The organism is Streptomyces sp. JLYT201 (assembly GCF_059448825.1).
Map to the genome: position 1 here is coordinate 2,748,102 of NZ_CM182551.1, position 16,199 is coordinate 2,764,300.

Below are 16,199 nucleotides of genomic sequence, written 5' to 3' on the forward strand. Positions count from 1 at the left end.
GGCTGGGCCCGTCGCTGCCGCGACGGATCTGCCCCGGCCTTGCCGCCGCGGCCCCGACGCGGAGCGCCGCGGCTGCTCGTCCGGCGGTTCCGCCGCTGCCGCGGCGGGGATCTCCCACCCGCCCGCCCGTTCCTGCCGCGGCGACCTGGCCAGGCCCCGACCTGGCGGCTTGCGGCCCGGCGTCCGGTGGTTCCGCCGCTGCCGCGGCGGGCTTCTCCCACCCGCCCGCCCGTTCCTGCCCCAGCGACCCGGGCTCGCCCCGACCTGGCGGCTTGCGGCCCGGCGTCCAGCTGCCGCGGCGCTGGCGGGGGCGGGCAGGCGGGACCAACCCTGGCGGAGGGGGTGGCGGGCGGGACTGCGCGGGTCTGACTGGCGGGGCCCGGCCCGAGGCCTGCGAGTGCGGGCTCCGCGCATGCACACCACGGTCGGGGCGTGCGGCGAGACTCCCTACGGCCTCGACAGCCGAGGCCACGGCCGAAGCCCCGGCAGACGGAGCCCCGTCCCGGGTGGAGGGGGTGGCGGGCGGGACCGCGCCGGTCTGGCGGGGCGGGGCCCGGCTCGGGGCTGGGCGGAGCCCGGCTCGGCTCGGGGGCTTGACGGGTGAGGGGTTTGCGGGGGCCCCGGGTGGGAGCGGGTGGGTGGGGCCACGCCGCAGCCTCGTCGGCCGGGGCCTGTGCGAGGGGCTTACGGATGGCTCCCCGCCCCGCCCCCGGGCGCTTCGTCAGGGGAGCCCACGCCGGTCTCGTTGGCCGGGCTCCGGCTTCGAGGGCCTGGGGGCGGGCGGGTGGGACAGGGGTGGACGTGCGGAGCACGGGGCCGTGTCGCCGGGGCGTCGGCTGCCGGGCGTGGCGGAGGGCAAGGATTCGGTCAGGTGCCGCGCATGTGACATGGGCCTCCCCCGGACCACCCTTGGCCTACTAGTTACCGGTAAGTAGCATGACCCCAGGAAGCGCGCCGCAGGCGCACCGCACCCTGGAGGAGAGCCATCGTGCCTCGTACCGTCAGGGACGTCGTCTTCGTCGACGGCGTCCGCACCCCGTTCGGCAAGGCGGGCCCGAAGGGCATCTACCACGAGACCCGGGCCGACGACATGATCGTCAAGGCGATCCGGGAGCTGCTCCGCCGCAACCCGGCCCTGGACCCCGCCAAGATCGACGAGGTCGCCGTCGCCGCCACCACGCAGATCGGTGACCAGGGGCTCACCCTCGGCCGCACGGCCGGGATCCTCGCGGGCCTTCCGCAGTCCGTGCCGGGCTACTCGATCGACCGGATGTGCGCGGGTGCGCTCACCGCCGTGACGTCGACCGCCGGGTCGATCGCCTTCGGCGCGTACGACGCCGTGATCGCCGGTGGTGTCGAGCACATGGGCCGCCACCCGATGGGCGAGGGCGTCGACCCGAACCCCCGGTTCGTGAGCGAGAAGCTGGTCGACGAGTCCGCCCTGTTCATGGGCATGACCGCCGAGAACCTGCACGACCGCTACCCCTCCATCACCAAGCTGCGCGCCGACGAGTACGCCGTGCGCTCGCAGGAGAAGGCCGCCAAGGCGTACGCCAACGGCAAGATCCAGCAGGACCTCGTGCCGATCTCGGTCCGGCGCACGACCCCCGAGACCGGTGAGACCGGCTGGGGCCTCGCCACCCAGGACGAGCCGATGCGCCCGGGCACCACCCTGGAGAACCTCGCGGGGCTGAAGACGCCGTTCCGTACGCACGGCCGCGTCACCGCCGGAAACGCCGCCGGTCTCAACGACGGTGCCACCGCCTCGATCATCGCCTCCGAGGACTTCGCCCGCGAGAACGGCCTGCCGGTCAAGATGCGGCTGGTGTCCTACGCGTTCGCCGGTGTGGAGCCCGAGGTCATGGGCTACGGCCCGATCCCGGCCACCGAGAAGGCCCTCGCCAAGGCGGGCCTCGGCATCGGTGACATCGGCCTGTTCGAGATCAACGAGGCCTTCGCCGTCCAGGTGCTCGCCTTCCTGGAGCACTACGGCATCGCCGACGACGACGCGCGCGTCAACCAGTACGGCGGCGCCATCGCCTTCGGCCACCCCCTGGCCTCCTCCGGCGTGCGCCTGATGACGCAGCTGGCACGGCAGTTCGAGGAGCAGCCGGAGGTCCGCTACGGCCTCACCACCATGTGCGTCGGCTTCGGCATGGGCGCGACGGTCATCTGGGAGAACCCCCACTGGGAGGGCAAGTGAGCACCACCACCGCCGAGCTTCTGAAGGGTGCCGCCGAGCTGTTCCCGGACGAGGTCGTGACCCAGGCGCACGTGCGCCACCTCGACCTGCCGGGCGCGGGCCGCTTCGCGCTGATCACGCTCGACAACGGCTTCGACCACACCAAGCCGACCACCTTCGGCCCGCAGTCGCTCGCGAACCTGAACGCCGCGATCGACCAGGTCGAGCAGGAGGCCGCCGAGGGCACGATCGTCGGCGCCGGCATCACCGGCAAGCCGTTCATCTTCGCCGTCGGCGCCGACCTCAAGGGCGTCGAGCTGCTGAAGCGGCACGAGGACGCGCTGGCCATCGGCAAGGGCGGCCACGACGTCTTCAAGCGCCTGTCCGCGCTCGCCGTACCGACGTTCGCGTACTACAACGGCGCCGCCATGGGCGGTGGCGTCGAGGTCGGTCTGCACTGCACCTACCGCACGGTGTCGAAGGCGCTGCCCGCCTTCTCGCTGCCCGAGGTCTTCCTCGGCCTCGTGCCGGGCTGGGGCGGCTGCACCCTGCTGCCGAACCTGATCGGTGCCGACCGCGCGGTTTCGGTCATCATCGAGAACTCGCTGAACCAGAACAAGCAGCTCAAGGGCCGGCAGGTCTTCGAGCTGGGCATCGCCGACGCGCTGTTCGAGGGCGCCGACTTCCTGGAGCAGTCGCTGCTGTGGACGGCCTCCGTCCTCAAGGGCGACGTCGAGGTGGCCCGCGCCGACGTCGACCGCGGCGAGGCCTGGGACGCGGCGGTCGCCCGCGGCCGCGCCATCGCCGACGCCAAGGTGCACGGCGCGGCCCCGGCCGCGTACCGCGCCCTGGAGATCATCGCGGCCGCGAAGGACGGCGACGCCCAGAAGGGCTTCGACGCCGAGGACACCGCGCTCGCCGACCTCATCATGGGCGGCGAACTGCGCTCCGGCATCTACGCGTTCAACCTGGTGCAGAAGCGCGGCAAGCGCCCCGCGGGCGCGCCGGACAAGAACCTGGCCCGCCCGGTCACCAAGGTGGGCGTCGTCGGCGCCGGTCTGATGGCCTCGCAGCTGGCCCTGCTCTTCCTGCGCCGTCTGGAGGTGCCGGTCGTCCTGACCGACATCGACCAGGAGCGCGTCGACAAGGGCGTCGGCTACGTCCACGCCGAGATCGACAAGCTGCTCGGCAAGGGCCGGATCAACCAGGACAAGGCCAACCGCCTCAAGGCCCTGGTGACCGGTGTCCTGGACAAGGCCGAGGGCTTCTCCGACGCCGACTTCGTCATCGAGGCCGTCTTCGAGGAGATCGGCGTCAAGCAGCAGGTGTTCGCGGAGGTCGAGGCGGTCGCCCCGGCGCACGCGATCCTCGCCACCAACACCTCCTCGCTCTCGGTGACCGAGATGGCGTCGAAGCTGAAGCACCCCGAGCGGGTCGTCGGCTTCCACTTCTTCAACCCGGTCGCGATCCTGCCGCTCCTGGAGATCGTGCGCGGCGAGCAGACCGACGACGCCTCCCTGGCCACGGCCTTCGGCGTCGCCAAGAAGCTGAAGAAGACCGCGGTCCTGGTGAAGGACGCCCCGGCGTTCGTCGTGAACCGCATCCTCACCCGCTTCATGGGCGAGATCCAGAACGTCATCGACGAGGGCACGCCGGTCGAGGTCGCCGAGAAGGCCGTCGAGCCGCTCGGTCTGCCGATGTCCCCGCTCGTGCTCCTGGAGCTGGTCGGCCCGGCCATCGGCCTGCACGTCTCGGAAACGCTGAACCGCGCCTTCCCGGACCGCTTCACGGTCTCCCCGAACCTGAAGGCGGTCGTCGAGGCGGGCAAGCGCGGCTTCTACGTCTACGACAGCGGCAAGCCGGAGCTGGACCCGGAAGTCGCGGCGCTCCTGAAGCAGGGCGACACGGTCCTCACCGAGGAGCAGGTCCGCGCCCGCGTCCTGGACGCGGTCGCCCAGGAGATCGGCCTCATGCTCGACGAGGGCGTCGTCGCCGAGGCGCAGGACATCGACCTGTGCCTGATCACCGGCGCGGGCTGGCCCTTCCACCTGGGCGGCGTCACGCCGTACCTGGACCGCGAGGGCGTCAGCGAGCGCGTGAACGGCAAGCGGTTCCTGGAGCAGGGACTCGCCAGCGTCCCCGCGTAACGCAGACACCGCAGAGGGGCCCGGTCCGCCAGTCGGCGGGCCGGGCCCCTTTCCGTGCGGTTCACCGGCCGGTGACCGGCTGCTCCCACGCCTTCAGGGCGAGGCCCGGCTCGTCCTTGCGGTAGGTCAGGCGCAGGTCGTCGGTGCCGGGCACGAAGGTCGCGGCGACCACCCGGTGCGCTGCGTCCGTGCCGAGCGCGAGGCGCGCGTCCACCGGCAGCGCGGGGCCCGACTCGGTCCACCAGGCGCCCGCCGACTCCAGCTCGGTCGGGTACGCGGCGAAGGCGACGCGGCCGCTGTCCGCGCGCTGGGCCAGCAACGTGCAGTCGTAGCCGTCGAGTTCGCAGCGCACGGCGGCGACGGGGCCCGGCCCCGCGGCGCGCAGCAGCCGCGCGGGCTCCTCGTCCCCGCGCCAGGCGCACACGTCGCCCTCCTCGTCCGTGAAGAAGAGCGTGGTGTGCTCCGCCGAGGTGGCCAGGGCCCGCAGGGTGCCCGGGCGGGCGCGGGCCTTCAGCGGCTCGTCCATGACCGGGACCTTGCCCGGACCGCTCTGGCGCCAGCGCAGGATCGCGTCCGGCGTGCTCGCGTACGCCACCACGCGTCCCGACTCGGCGGTCACGACCGCGAGTTCGCCCTGGACGCCCTGGCCCTTGAGGTCGCGCCAGGGCCCCCAGCCGCCGAGCTGCTTCTGGCCGCGCATGCTCACTCCGCCGCCCCTGTTCGGTACGAACACATGGGCGCGGCCCTCGGCGTCGACGGTGACGGCGGGGGTGCCGGTGCGCTCGCCCTTCTTGTTCGGGTGGCCGAGGGGGTTCCAGTCCAGGGCCGCGAGGTGCGGCTGGAAGTGCGTGGAGTGGACCAGGCCGGACTCGCCAGGGACGGTGGGGCGCCACGAGACCAGGTGCGCGTAGGCATCGGCGCCCTGGGCGACGGCGAGCACCGGGTGCACGCGCTGGTCGCCGCCGACGACGCGGGGGGCGGTCCAGGGGCCGCCCGGGGAGCGCTCGGTGCGGCACACGACGGTGCCGCCGTCCGGGCCGAAGGCGTACACGCAGAGCCGGCCGTCGCGTCCGCGTATGAGCCAGTCGCCGTTCACGGCCGAGGAGGTGGGGGCTGGGGGCATGCGGCTTCCGGGGCGAGGGGTGGGTGCGGTGCGACCCACTCTAATGCGCGGGGGCCCGGGGGCCGTACCCGGGCGTGCGACCCTTGCCGCATGGAGAGAGTGACCCTTGTGGTGGATGCCGCGAACGTGGTGGGGTCCGTGCCGGACGGGTGGTGGCGGGACCGGAAGGGCGCGGCGGAGCGGTTGCGGGACCGGCTCGTTCCCTGTGCCGAGGGCGGTGTGGACGGGGTGCCCGGGCCCCTGAACGTGGTCCTCGTGGTGGAGGGGCAGGCCCGGGGCGTGTCCTCGGTGCCCGGGGTGCGGGTCGACTCCGCGCCCGCGAGCGGGGACGACCGCATCGTGGAGCTGGTCGCCGAGGTGGCAGGGCCCTGCGTCGTCGTCACCGCCGACCGGGGCCTGCGCACCCGGGTCTCCGCCCACGGCGCCACCTGCGTCGGCCCCCGCACGGTCCGCCCGGCCCCCTAGCCCCACCCCACGGCCGGGCGGCACCTGGGGCTGTGCCCACCCGTCCCGCCCTGCGGGACGATTGCCCACAGCGGAGTAGCGGGGGGCGCGCGTTCCGCGCTGCGGGAGGGCCCACCCGCCCGCCCCCACCCGGCACGGGGAATCCATGGGGCACCACCCGCAAGCGCTCCGCGTCGGGGCCTGGCCCGCGAAGCTGGGGAGACACGGGTGGGCGGGTGGGGAGAGGCCGCCGCGGCAGCGGCGGGGGCGCGCACGGCGCGGTAGCGCCCCCGGTCCAGCGCCGCCGCTACAGGCGCTTCGCGCTGCGCAGGGTGGACGCGTAGTACCCGTTGCCGTCCAGGCGCGACGTGCCGCCCTTGTCCCCGATCGTGGGCCCGTTGACCTCCTCGCGGCTGGAGATGAAGATCTTGTGGCCGTCCGCGTCGTGGCCGAGGAAGATCCCCACGTGGTCGAGCCGCTGCTTCGTCCGCGCGTCGAGCTTGAAGAAGACCAGGTCACCGGGCTGGATGACGTCGATGGTCTTGGGGCGGTCGGCGGCGCCGACCCCCTTCAGCTTGATGACGTCCGTGCCGACCTTGCCGCGGGCCATGCCGTTGGCGGTGCGGGGGAGCCCGTCACCGGCGGTGTCGGAGGACATCAGGGGGTACCGCGCGCGGTAGCCGAAGACGGTGCGGACGAAGCCGGAGCAGTCCATGGACCGGGCCCGCTTGGCCTCGGGCTGGAGGGTGGTGCCGTCGCGGAAGGTGTAGGGGATGCCGAGGTAGTCGTAGAAGTCGGACTGCTCCTCGCGCAGGTCGTTGCCCTCACTGCCGTTGGGGTTCAGCGGGCCGAAGTTGGCGTCACCGCGGTAGGCGATGCCCTCGTCGTCCTTCTTGACGGGCGCCCCCTCGACGTACTGGAAGGCCATGGCGAAGATGTCGTCCTCCTCGCTGCCCGCGAACTGCTTGTACCAGTCCTTGAACCACTTCTCCTTCTCCGCGCCCTTGCGCCACACCTCGGGCATCAGCCGCACCCAGTCCTCGGTGACGACCCGGGACTTGGTGTTGGCGGGCTCGGTGAAGGTGCGGCTCGGCCCGGTGAGGGTCGCGGCGCGGGCCCCGTCGGTGAAGGTGGCGAGCACCTTGCCGCCCTCGGAGCGCAGCACGGAGCGGTCGGGGTTGCGCAGCCGCTCCCAGGACTGCTTGCCGCCCTGCGCCGAGGCGCCGTTGCTGAGACGGCCGGGGGTGTCGGTGACGGCCTGCACCTCGGGCGCCTTGTCCTGTTCGTCCTTGCGCAGTTCGACGGTCAGGAAGGCGCTGCCGGCGAGCAGGGCGAGCACGGTCGCGGCGTGGAGGGCGGGGCGCTTCTTCTTGGGCGGCATGTGTGGCTCCGGAAGTCAGGCCGAGGTCAGGCGGACGGCATGAAGCCGAGGAGAATCCCGGCGGTGAGGACGACGTAGGCCATGAGCGTCACCGAGCCCGTGGCGAGCAGGGTGGGGCCCTTGGGCTGGCGCACGAGCTGGTAGGCGATCAGGCCCGGCACGATGAAGCCGAGGGTCTGGTTGCTGTACATCAGCGGGAACTCGATCGAGAGCACGATCATCACCGTGGCCTGGAGCACCACACCGGTCAGGACGACCGCGGCGAACAGGCGCTTGCCGTACAGGATGATGAAGCGCTGCATGAGCAGCGTGCAGACGTAGGTGAGGACGGTGACGCCGACCACCATGGCGGCGCGCTGGAGGTCCTCGACGAGGGTCAGCGCGAGCCAGCCCGGGGTGATCATGCCGCCGGGCGAGAGGTTGGTCGTCAGATAGCAGACCAGGGAGAAGAGCAGCCCGAGCGCGATCCCGATCGCGGCGATCTCGGGGGTGAGGACGGAGGGGATCAACGGGGCTCTCCTGGGCTGTGCCACTGCTGCGTGTCGTCGGCGGCGGGGGAAACGGGCGGAACGCGCGGCTCGAACAGGCCGCGGGGCCGGACCTCTTCCGGCTCGGGCTGGCGGGGCGGCTGGGCCTCGTGCGACGGGTAGGACGCCTCGTGGGGAGTCGCCGTTCCCTGGGGCGCGGACGCGTAGGCGGCCTGCTGGCCGTAGGGGTCGTGGGCGGCGTACGCGTCCTGCTGGTGACCGGGGTGGCCGTGCGCCGCGTACGGCGCGTCGTACTGCTGCTGACCGGGCTGCTGACCGGGCTGCTGGTCGTACGGCTGGTGGTTCTGCTGCTGGGCGTACGCCTGCTGCTCGTGCTGCTGTTGGTACTGCTGGTCGTACTGCTGCTGGGCGTACTGCTGGTGCTGCTGATGCTGGTCGTACTGCTGCTGCTCGTGCTGGTACTGGTGGCCGTACGGCTGCTCCGCCGTGCGCTGGGCGGGCACGTGCACGGCCGCGGCGGGCGTCAGCTGGTGGTGGGCGTAGCGGTTCTCGTACGCCTCCGGGTAGTGCTGGTACGGGTCGATGTGCGGCTCGTACAGCGGGGTCGGCTGGGTCCGCTCCACGACGCCCTCGGCGGGTGCGGCTCCCTGCGCGGCGGCGGCCGCCGGGGCGGTGGCCGGGTCCTCGCTCTCGTCGGCGGGGAGTTCGGCGAGGTGCTCCAGGAGCACCTCGCCCTGGCCGTGGATGTTGCCGATGGCCACGAGCGAGGAGTCCGGGCCGAGCTGGCCGAGCAGCTGCCCCATGAACTCCTCGGGGTCGCGCCGGTCACCGCCGAGGTCGACGGCGCGCGAGCGCCACTCGGCGGGGATGGCGTCGATGGCGCTCTTGGCGGGGTGGCCGATGACGAAGACCTTCTCCGGCTGGAGGTCGGGGATGATCTCGCCCATCTGGCCGTTGCGCTCGACGCGGTCGGGGCGGCAGTTGATGACGACGTTCAGCGGGCGGTGGATCGCGCCGAGGTCGAGCAGCTGGTTGATGTTCATCAGCGTCGACTCGGGGTCGTTGGCCGCGAAGACGTTGGCGAAGCGGAGCTTCTTGCGGTCCTCGGTGACGTACCGCTCGACGGAGAGGACACCGGGGTCCGGCGGGGCGTCGTACATGCCCTGGAGGGCGACCTCGCGGCCGACGCCGAGGAGTTCGGCGACCTTGAGCGCGATCGCCACGTTCTCCTTGAAGGTGAACCAGCTGAAGCCGCGCAGCTCGTCGTCGGTGACCGTCTCGGGGTCGGCGTAGATCAGCTCGCAGTTCCGGGCGTCGGCCTCCTCCTTGAGGATGTCGAAGCGGTCCTTCTCCGCGGTGACGCAGATGCCGTTCTCCGGCATGGAGCGGGACAGGGAGCGCGCGACGTCGTCGAGGGTGGGGCCCATCTCGGCGAGGTGGTCCTCGCGGACGTTGCAGAGCACGCCGATGGTGGAGCGGATCAGCTTGGACTGGTTGATCTCCTGGAGCGCGGGCATGACCGCCATGCACTCGATGACCAGGGCGTCCGGGTTGTACGCCGCCGCGCGGCGCACGATGCCGATCTGCTCGACGACGTTGGCGATGCCGAACTTGCGGTAGACCGGCTCCTCGGTGGCGTCCGGGTGGATGAACCGGGCGGCCGTGCCGGTGGTCTTGGCGACGGTGGTCAGGTCGCCGCCGCGCAGCGCGCCCGCGCACAGGCGGGTGATGGAGCTCTTGCCGCGGATGCCGTTGACGAGCACCCGCGTCGGTATGTGCTCCAGGTTCGTGAAGTGCCGCCGCTGCTCGATCACCCCGGCGACCAGCAGGACGGCGCAGCACACCACGAGGACGGTGAAGAGGAAGTACACGGCGGTTCAGTTCCTTCCGGCGAGCGGCGCCGACACGCCGTCCCGCTTGCGCTGCGCGCCCGTGGGCAGCTGCTGCCTGATGAGCTCCAGGCTGCGGGTGACGGCACCGACCTCGTCGTGGTGGACCGGGTACAGGACGGTCTTGCGGTCCCCGTCGGCCAGCGCCTCCGCCTGGTCGGCGAGCTTGCGCAGCGGCCGTACGACGACGATGTGCAGCCAGCCGAGGCAGGCCGCGGCGGCGGTGACGCCGAGCATGCCCGCGAGGACGGTGCGGTTCTGCAGCGTGTACGCGGGGATCGGGAGCTGGGAGGCGGGCTGCCAGCTGACCACGGTCCAGCCGAGCGCCTTGGCGGCGCCGCCGCCGACGAACGGGGCCGCGGCCGCGATCTGGATGTCGCCGCCGTCGCGGTAGAGCACGCCGCTGGGCCGGGGGCTGAGGCCGACCTTCTGGCTGGTGCCCTCGACGAGCGCGTTGAGGCGCCCGCTGGGCAGGCCCTCGAACTCCAGGTAGCCGGTGTTGCCGCCGATGACCTTGCGGTCCTTGTCGACGACGCGGACCGCGCCGAGGCCGGGGCGCTTGAGCAGCGAGTTGAGGAAGTCGATGCGGAACTCGCCCACGACGGCGGCGCCGCCGCGGCCCGGCACCTCGGCGGTGCCGATGATCACCGGCTCCTTGCCGCCGTCGTCGAGCACCCGGATGGCCTCGTCGGACGGCTCCTTGCCGGAGGGGCTGCGCGGGTCCTGGCCCGCCTTCGACAGCACCTTGCCGTCCTTGTCGAGGACGTACAGGGAGCGGTAGCGGCTGTGCTGGTTCAGGGTGCCGTCGAGGACCTTGCCCATGTCGTCGGGCTCGGTGCGGGCGCCGATGAGGGAGGCCACCGAGGTGAGGTCGGCGTGGCCCTCGTTGAGGGCGCGGCGAACCCGGTCGGTGAGGGTGTCGGTGCGCTCGCGCTGGTCGTTGACGAGCTGCTGCGGCACCTGGACGTCGTCCCCGGCGCGGTTGAGCAGGAGCAGCAGCGGCGCCGACCAGACGAGCAGGAGCACGCCGCAGACCGCGAGGAGGGTGCGGGCGCCGAACGTGCGGCGGCGCGCGGGCTTCTGGTCCGCCGCGGCGGGCTCGCCGAGGAGCTGGCGGCGCAGCCGTTCGAGGGCGGCGCCGATGCGGGCGGCCTCGCCGGACTTGGGCACGGTCACCGGGCGGTTCAGGTCGCCGCGGGTGAGGCGGCGGCTCTCCAGGAAGAGCCGGATCAGCGGGCGCTGCACGGTGCGCAGGAGCAGGAAGACCGTGACGCCGCCGATGAGCAGCAGGGCGCCCGCGGCGATCAGGCCGAACGCGGAGCTGTCGGCCCGGTCCTCGTCCTCGGCGACGGGCTGCATGGCGACGACGCTGAGGCCGAGCCGGGTGGCCACGGTCTGCTCGCCCGGTTCGGGGGCGGCGAGGGTGGCGTAGCCGGCGACGGAGCGCTCGCTGAGGAAGCTGTCGCCGATGAGGTAGCCGCTGACGCCCTTGTAGCCGCCGGAGCCGGGCTCCTTGGCCGACAGGGGGTGCTGGCGCGACTTCTTCGCGGCGGCCTTGGCGAACGCGTTGAGCTGCTTGTTGGACTGCTTGACCTCCTTGCGCTGGAGGTCGGTGAGCACCTGCTCGGGCTCGGGGATGCCGTCGGTGCTCAGGACCTTGCCGTCCTGGCCGACGACGGCGATGGCGCGGAAGTTGCCGAGGCTGATGCCGGGGAAGCGCAGGCTGGTGGAGGCCACGAGCAGCTGCTGCGGCTGGCCCTTCCAGCTGAGCACCGCGAAGGCGAGCAGCCGGGTCTCGCCGTTCTCCATGCGGACCATGCGCGGCTGGAGGCCGTCGTCGTCCTTGAGCGTGGAGCGGTCGATGGCGGCCAGGGGCACGTTCTCGCCGCGGGCGGCGAGGAGCTTGCCGGACCGGATCTCGACGACGGCGGTGCCCATCCACTTCTGGTAGACGCTGCCGATCTTGTCGAGCACGGCGTCGGCGGGCACCGGGTCGCCGGCGCTGAACAGGCCCGCGGTGCGGGTCAGGTCGGTGACGGACTCGTCGATGGAGGCGCGCAGGGCGATGGCGCCGTCCTCGGCGAAGTGCTGCTGGGACTGCTTGACGGCCTTCGGTACCGCGTCCTGACCGACGCGGCCGAGGGTGAGGGCGGTGACACCCGCCAGGGCGAGGAGCAGGACCGACAGCACGGCGATCGGCGGGCGGATGCCGCCGATGAGTGACATGTCGGTCCTTCGGCGGACCTTGTGCCGCCGCTTCGTGGGCGAAGCGGCCAAGGGGGAGCTCCTCTCCTGGAGTGACACGTTCGTGACACTGAGTACGGAATCAACGCGGTGGGCACACGGCGGCGCTCGGGCGCACGCGAGTGCGATCGGAAGGTCTTGACCCGTCGAGGACGGGAATGGATGTACGGGAATGGCGAGATGTGACCTACGTCAAAGATCACCTAGTGACCGCCCTACGGGCTGCCGCGCCTCCGTGACCTGGCGTTAAACCAAGCTTCACGGAATGTTTCAGTCCGGCAGGTCTTCCAGGGCCTCCAGGCCGTCCTGGCCGGCACCGCGGTTGAGGAGCGTGCCCTGGGTGCGCTCGAAGGCGAGGCGGTAGCGCGAACGCCGCTCCTCGCTGAGCCCCTTGCCGTCACGCAGCGTGGCGGCGACGTCGAGCAGGCGGTGGTCCTTGACGGCGCCCTTGGGCAGCTCGCCGGTCTCGTCCGGGTCCGGCGGGATCTCCGTGAAGGTGGGCACGTACTTCGCGCCGACGTCCCACTTCCCGTCGCGCTTGGTGAACGTGAACCAGCCGATGGCGCCCTCCTCGGTCAGCCCGCTGGGCACGTCGTGCCGGGCGATCTGGTTGCCGAGTCCGTACGCGATCCAGGTGTCGCCGATCTTCTCCATCGGCTGGACCACGTGCGCGTGGTGGCCGATGACCAGGTTGATCCCGGTCTCCTTCGCGATGCGGCGGGCCAGCTTGATCTGCGGGGTGCTGGCGTTGGGCTGGTTCTCGCGGCCCCAGTGGATGCTCAGGATCACCACGTCGGCACCGGCGGCACGGGTGGCCTTCTCGGCCGCCGCGATCTTGTCGAAGTCGTTCTGGTTGACGATCCAGGGCTTGTCCTTGGGCACCGCGCGGCCGTTGAAGCCGAAGGCGAAGGCGATCTGCCCGACCTTGACGCCCTTGACGGTCGTGATCAGCGGCTTCTTCGCCTCGGCCGCGCTGCGCGCCGAACCGGTGTGCTTCAGACCCGCCTTGTCCAGGGCGTTCAGGGTGCGCGTGACGCCCTTGGGGCCGTGGTCGAGGGTGTGGTTGGACACACTGGAGCACTGGTCGTAGCCGACGCCCTTGACCGCCGTGGTGATCTGCGGCGGCACCAGGAAGTCCGGATAGCTCTGGAAGGGCCCCTCCGGCTTGCTCACGACCGGCTCGAAGTGACAGATCCCGAGGTCGGCCTTGCTGATGACGGGCTTGATCCCGGCGAGCATCGGGCCGAAGTCGATGCCCTTCTCCCCCTTGCCGGTCACCTTGGCGTCCTTGCGTGCCTGCTCGGTGAGTTGAGGGTGGATGAGGATGTCGCCCGCGGCCGCGACGGTGAACGAGGGGCCGCCGTCGGCGGCCTTGTCGTCATCGCCGCCGAAGGGGCCGCACGCGGTGCCCGCCAGAAGGGCGAGCGAGGCTGCGCAGGTCGTTATTAGCCTGCGGGAGGGACGTGTCATCACGAGGATATCTTTATACAACCATGACTCACCCTCCAATTCGGTCGATAACAAACGCAAAGCGGCGTCGAGTTCGTCCCCTGGTCGGGGTCGCCGTGGCGCTCGCCGCCGTGGCGAGCCTCACGCAGTGCGGCTCGCCGTCCGACGAGGAGCGGCGCCCCGCCGCGTCGGACGGGGCCCGGTCCCCGGAGCGCGAGCCCTCCTCCCCCGCGCCCTCGACACCCGGGAGCCGCCCCACCGACGCCGACGGCAGCGACGAGGAGAACCTGGAGCGCCTGGTCACCGACTACACGTCGGACTTCGCCGCCGACACCGGCTACCGGCGCCCCTCGGCCGTCGAGCGCCGCAAGGTCGCCGAGGGCGTCTCCCTGCTCGTGGACCGCAAGCGGGAGCGGGCCGAGCGCCGCCTCTCCGACGTGGACTTCACGGTGCGCACGATCACCGACGCGGCCACCGGGCGGCGGTACGCGGAGGTCACCGACCGCTCCGACCACGCCCCCGCGCCGCGCGGCTGGGGCCGGGTCTATGTGGACCTCGACTCCCCGGTGCGCTGGTCCGCGCAGGTGCCGCACCCCGTGGCCGACAAGAACACCGAGCGGCTCGGCGTCCAGCTGATGCGGCGTTCGCCGGGTGGCGTACTGATCATCGCTGGCGCACATCGCAAAGCGGGCCGCGGCAACGAGGCGGATGTGGCGCACCGGCGGAAGAGCGTATTCCACGCCATCTGCGACGAGCTGGCACGGCGTGGACTGCCCGGGATCCAGATCCACGGCATGGCGGACGACTCGGCGCCGGACCACGACGTGGTGGCCTCCACCGGCAAGGGCCGCGTGGCCGTCGCCGCGGGCCGTGACCTCGCGGACGCGCTGCGCCGCCGGGGCTACGCGGTCTGCCGCGCCTGGGCCCGCTCCTGCCCCCTGGAGGGCCGCACCAATATGCAGGGCCGCGACGCGGCCGACCAGGAGACCGAGTTCCTGCACGTGGAGTTCGCCCCGAAGCTGCGCGGCGAGCGCAAGCACCGGCGGGCCGCCGTGGCGGCCATGGCCGAGGTGACGCGGGGCTGGCGGCGGGCGGGGTCGTGAACGCCCGGTGGGGGCGGGTGGGGACCGGTCCCCACCCGCCCCCACCGGTCTGCGGGCCCCTCGGCCACCGGGCGTCGCGGCCCGGCGGCCCGGCTATCGGGCGTCGCGGCCCGGCGGCCCGGCTATCGGGCGTCGCGGCCCGGCGGCCGCAGCACCTCGCCCACGCTCGTCTCCTCGCGCTGCCCGAGGCGGCTGTGCGAGCGCCCGTAGAGGAAGTAGACGACGACGCCGAGCAGCATCCAGCCCGCGAAGCGGACCCAGGTCTCGGCGGGCAGGTTGAGCATCAGCCACAGCGAGGCGGCGACCGAGACGATCGGCAGCACGGGCACCCACGGCGTGCGGAAGGAGCGGTGCAGGTCGGGGCGGGTGCGCCGGAGGATGATCACGCTGACGGCGACGATCACGAAGGCGAAGAGGGTGCCGATGTTCACCAGCTCGGCGAGTTCGCTCAAGGGGGTGAACCCGGCCACGACCGCGATGATCACCCCGAGGAGGACGGTCGGCCGGTGCGGGGTCTTGAAGCGCGGGTGGACGCGCGAGAAGAACCGCGGGAGCAGCCCGTCGCGGCTCATCGCGAAGAACACCCGGGTCTGGCCGAGGAGCAGGATCATGCAGACCGTGGTCAGGCCGACGGCGGCGCCGAAGCTGATGAAGCCCGCGTACCAGGGGTGCCCGGTGGCCTTGAAGGCGTCGGCGAGCGGGGCGTCCACGGACAGCTGCGTGTAGTGCTGCATGCCGGTGACCACGATCGACACGGCCACGTACAGCGTCGTGCAGATGAACAGGGAGCCCAGGATGCCGCGCGGCACGTCCCGCTGCGGGTTCTTCGTCTCCTCCGCGGCGGTGGCCACGATGTCGAAGCCGATGAAGGCGAAGAAGACGACCGAGGCGGCGGTGAAGATGCCCATCACGCCGAAGTTCGACGGCGCCCAGCCGAACATCAGCTGGATCAGCGGGGAGTGGAGGCCGCCGCCCGCCTCCACGGCCTGGGACTCGGGGATGAACGGGTCGTAGTTGTCGGCCTTGACGAAGAAGGCGCCCGCGACGATCACCACGAGGACGACGATCACCTTGATGGCGACGACGAGCGAGGTGATCCGCGCGGAGAGCTTCATGCCGAGCACGAGGATCCCGGTGAGCACCAGGACCAGGGCGGCGGCCATGATGTCGAAGCCGAAGCCGTCGGCGCCGTCCCGGCCGCTGAGCGCCTCCGGCAGCGCCCAGCCCGCGTTGTCGAGCAGCGAGGCGATGTACCCGGACCAGCCGACGGCGACCACCGCCGTGCCGAGCGCGAACTCCAGGACGAGGTCCCAGCCGATGATCCAGGCGGGCAGCTCGCCCAGGGACGCGTACGAGAACGTGTACGCGGACCCGGCCACGGGGAGCGTCGAGGCGAACTCGGCGTAGCAGAGCGCGGCGAGGGCGCAGACGACGCCGGCCACGACGAAGGCCAGGGCGACGGAGGGGCCCGCGTTGTTCTTGGCGACGGTGCCGGTGAGCACGAAGATGCCCGTGCCGATGATGACGCCGACGCCGAAGACGGTCAGGTCGAGCGCGGACAGCGATTTCTTGAGCGCGTGCTCTGGCTCCTCGGTGTCGAGGATGGACTGCTCGACCTTCTTCGTCCGGAAGAGGGTGCTGCTCACTGGCGTACCTCCCACGCGAGTCGTCCTCGACATCTTCGAGAGGGGATGTACTCCCAGTGCCCCGGCGCGGTCCGATTCACGCGAAGGGACCCGCAACCTACGG

11 protein-coding genes are annotated in these 16,199 nt (G+C 72.1%); 4 read left to right on the plus strand and 7 right to left on the minus strand.

Translation table 11 applies throughout. From position 1 onward, the window contains the following. Nucleotides 1-988: 988 nt before the first annotated feature. Together AC5WAM_RS10815 and AC5WAM_RS10820 are read left to right on the plus strand one after the other, a co-directional pair. Nucleotides 989-2,203, plus strand: coding sequence for a thiolase family protein (locus AC5WAM_RS10815; RefSeq protein ID WP_138962318.1), 1,215 nt, complete (start codon nt 989-991; stop codon nt 2,201-2,203). Further along, entirely contained in the window at nt 2,200-4,329 is a 2,130-nt protein-coding gene (locus tag AC5WAM_RS10820; RefSeq protein ID WP_366796026.1) for a 3-hydroxyacyl-CoA dehydrogenase NAD-binding domain-containing protein, read from the plus strand. The genes AC5WAM_RS10815 and AC5WAM_RS10820 overlap by 4 nt, the downstream gene beginning before the upstream one ends. Before the next feature lie 61 nt (nt 4,330-4,390). On the opposite strand, the gene AC5WAM_RS10825 is transcribed toward AC5WAM_RS10820, so the two are convergent. After that, the gene (locus AC5WAM_RS10825; RefSeq protein WP_366796033.1) at nt 4,391-5,425 is read right to left on the minus strand and encodes a PLL family lectin; all 1,035 of its coding nucleotides are present in this window, start codon (nt 5,423-5,425) and stop codon (nt 4,391-4,393) included. A 117-nt stretch (nt 5,426-5,542) separates the two neighbouring features. Here AC5WAM_RS10825 and AC5WAM_RS10830 point away from each other — a divergent pair, with 117 nt between their 5' ends. Further along, on the plus strand, nt 5,543-5,917 hold the full coding sequence (locus AC5WAM_RS10830; protein ID WP_495522467.1) for an NTP pyrophosphohydrolase: 375 nt from the start codon (nt 5,543-5,545) through the stop codon (nt 5,915-5,917). Between the two features lie 286 nt (nt 5,918-6,203). On the opposite strand, the gene AC5WAM_RS10835 is transcribed toward AC5WAM_RS10830, so the two are convergent. The 5 genes from AC5WAM_RS10835 to AC5WAM_RS10855 form a co-directional block, all read right to left on the minus strand. Further along, nucleotides 6,204-7,277 carry a C40 family peptidase gene (locus AC5WAM_RS10835; protein WP_495522468.1) on the minus strand — a complete coding sequence of 358 codons (1,074 nt, stop codon included), beginning with the start codon at nt 7,275-7,277 and terminating at the stop codon, nt 6,204-6,206. A gap of 26 nt (nt 7,278-7,303) precedes the next feature. Next, nucleotides 7,304-7,786, minus strand: a complete 483-nt coding sequence (locus AC5WAM_RS10840) for a poly-gamma-glutamate biosynthesis protein PgsC/CapC (protein WP_030682587.1) — start codon at nt 7,784-7,786, stop codon at nt 7,304-7,306. Continuing rightward, nucleotides 7,783-9,636 (minus strand): poly-gamma-glutamate synthase PgsB, encoded by a 1,854-nt coding sequence (gene pgsB, locus AC5WAM_RS10845; RefSeq protein WP_495522469.1) that lies wholly within the window; start codon nt 9,634-9,636, stop codon nt 7,783-7,785. The genes AC5WAM_RS10840 and pgsB overlap by 4 nt, the downstream gene beginning before the upstream one ends. 6 nt (nt 9,637-9,642) lie before the next feature. Continuing rightward, nucleotides 9,643-11,880, minus strand: coding sequence for a HAMP domain-containing protein (locus AC5WAM_RS10850; RefSeq protein WP_495522470.1), 2,238 nt, complete (start codon nt 11,878-11,880; stop codon nt 9,643-9,645). Between the two features lie 288 nt (nt 11,881-12,168). Beyond that, nucleotides 12,169-13,368, minus strand: coding sequence for a CapA family protein (locus AC5WAM_RS10855; protein ID WP_366796031.1), 1,200 nt, complete (start codon nt 13,366-13,368; stop codon nt 12,169-12,171). Between the two features lie 95 nt (nt 13,369-13,463). Between AC5WAM_RS10855 and AC5WAM_RS10860 the strand changes: the two genes are divergently transcribed. After that, on the plus strand, nt 13,464-14,450 hold the full coding sequence (locus tag AC5WAM_RS10860; protein WP_366796032.1) for a hypothetical protein: 987 nt from the start codon (nt 13,464-13,466) through the stop codon (nt 14,448-14,450). A gap of 122 nt (nt 14,451-14,572) precedes the next feature. Here AC5WAM_RS10860 and AC5WAM_RS10865 read toward each other — a convergent pair whose 3' ends face one another. After that, nucleotides 14,573-16,096, minus strand: coding sequence for an amino acid permease (locus tag AC5WAM_RS10865; protein ID WP_366793750.1), 1,524 nt, complete (start codon nt 16,094-16,096; stop codon nt 14,573-14,575). Between the last annotated feature and the right edge of the window lie 103 nt (nt 16,097-16,199).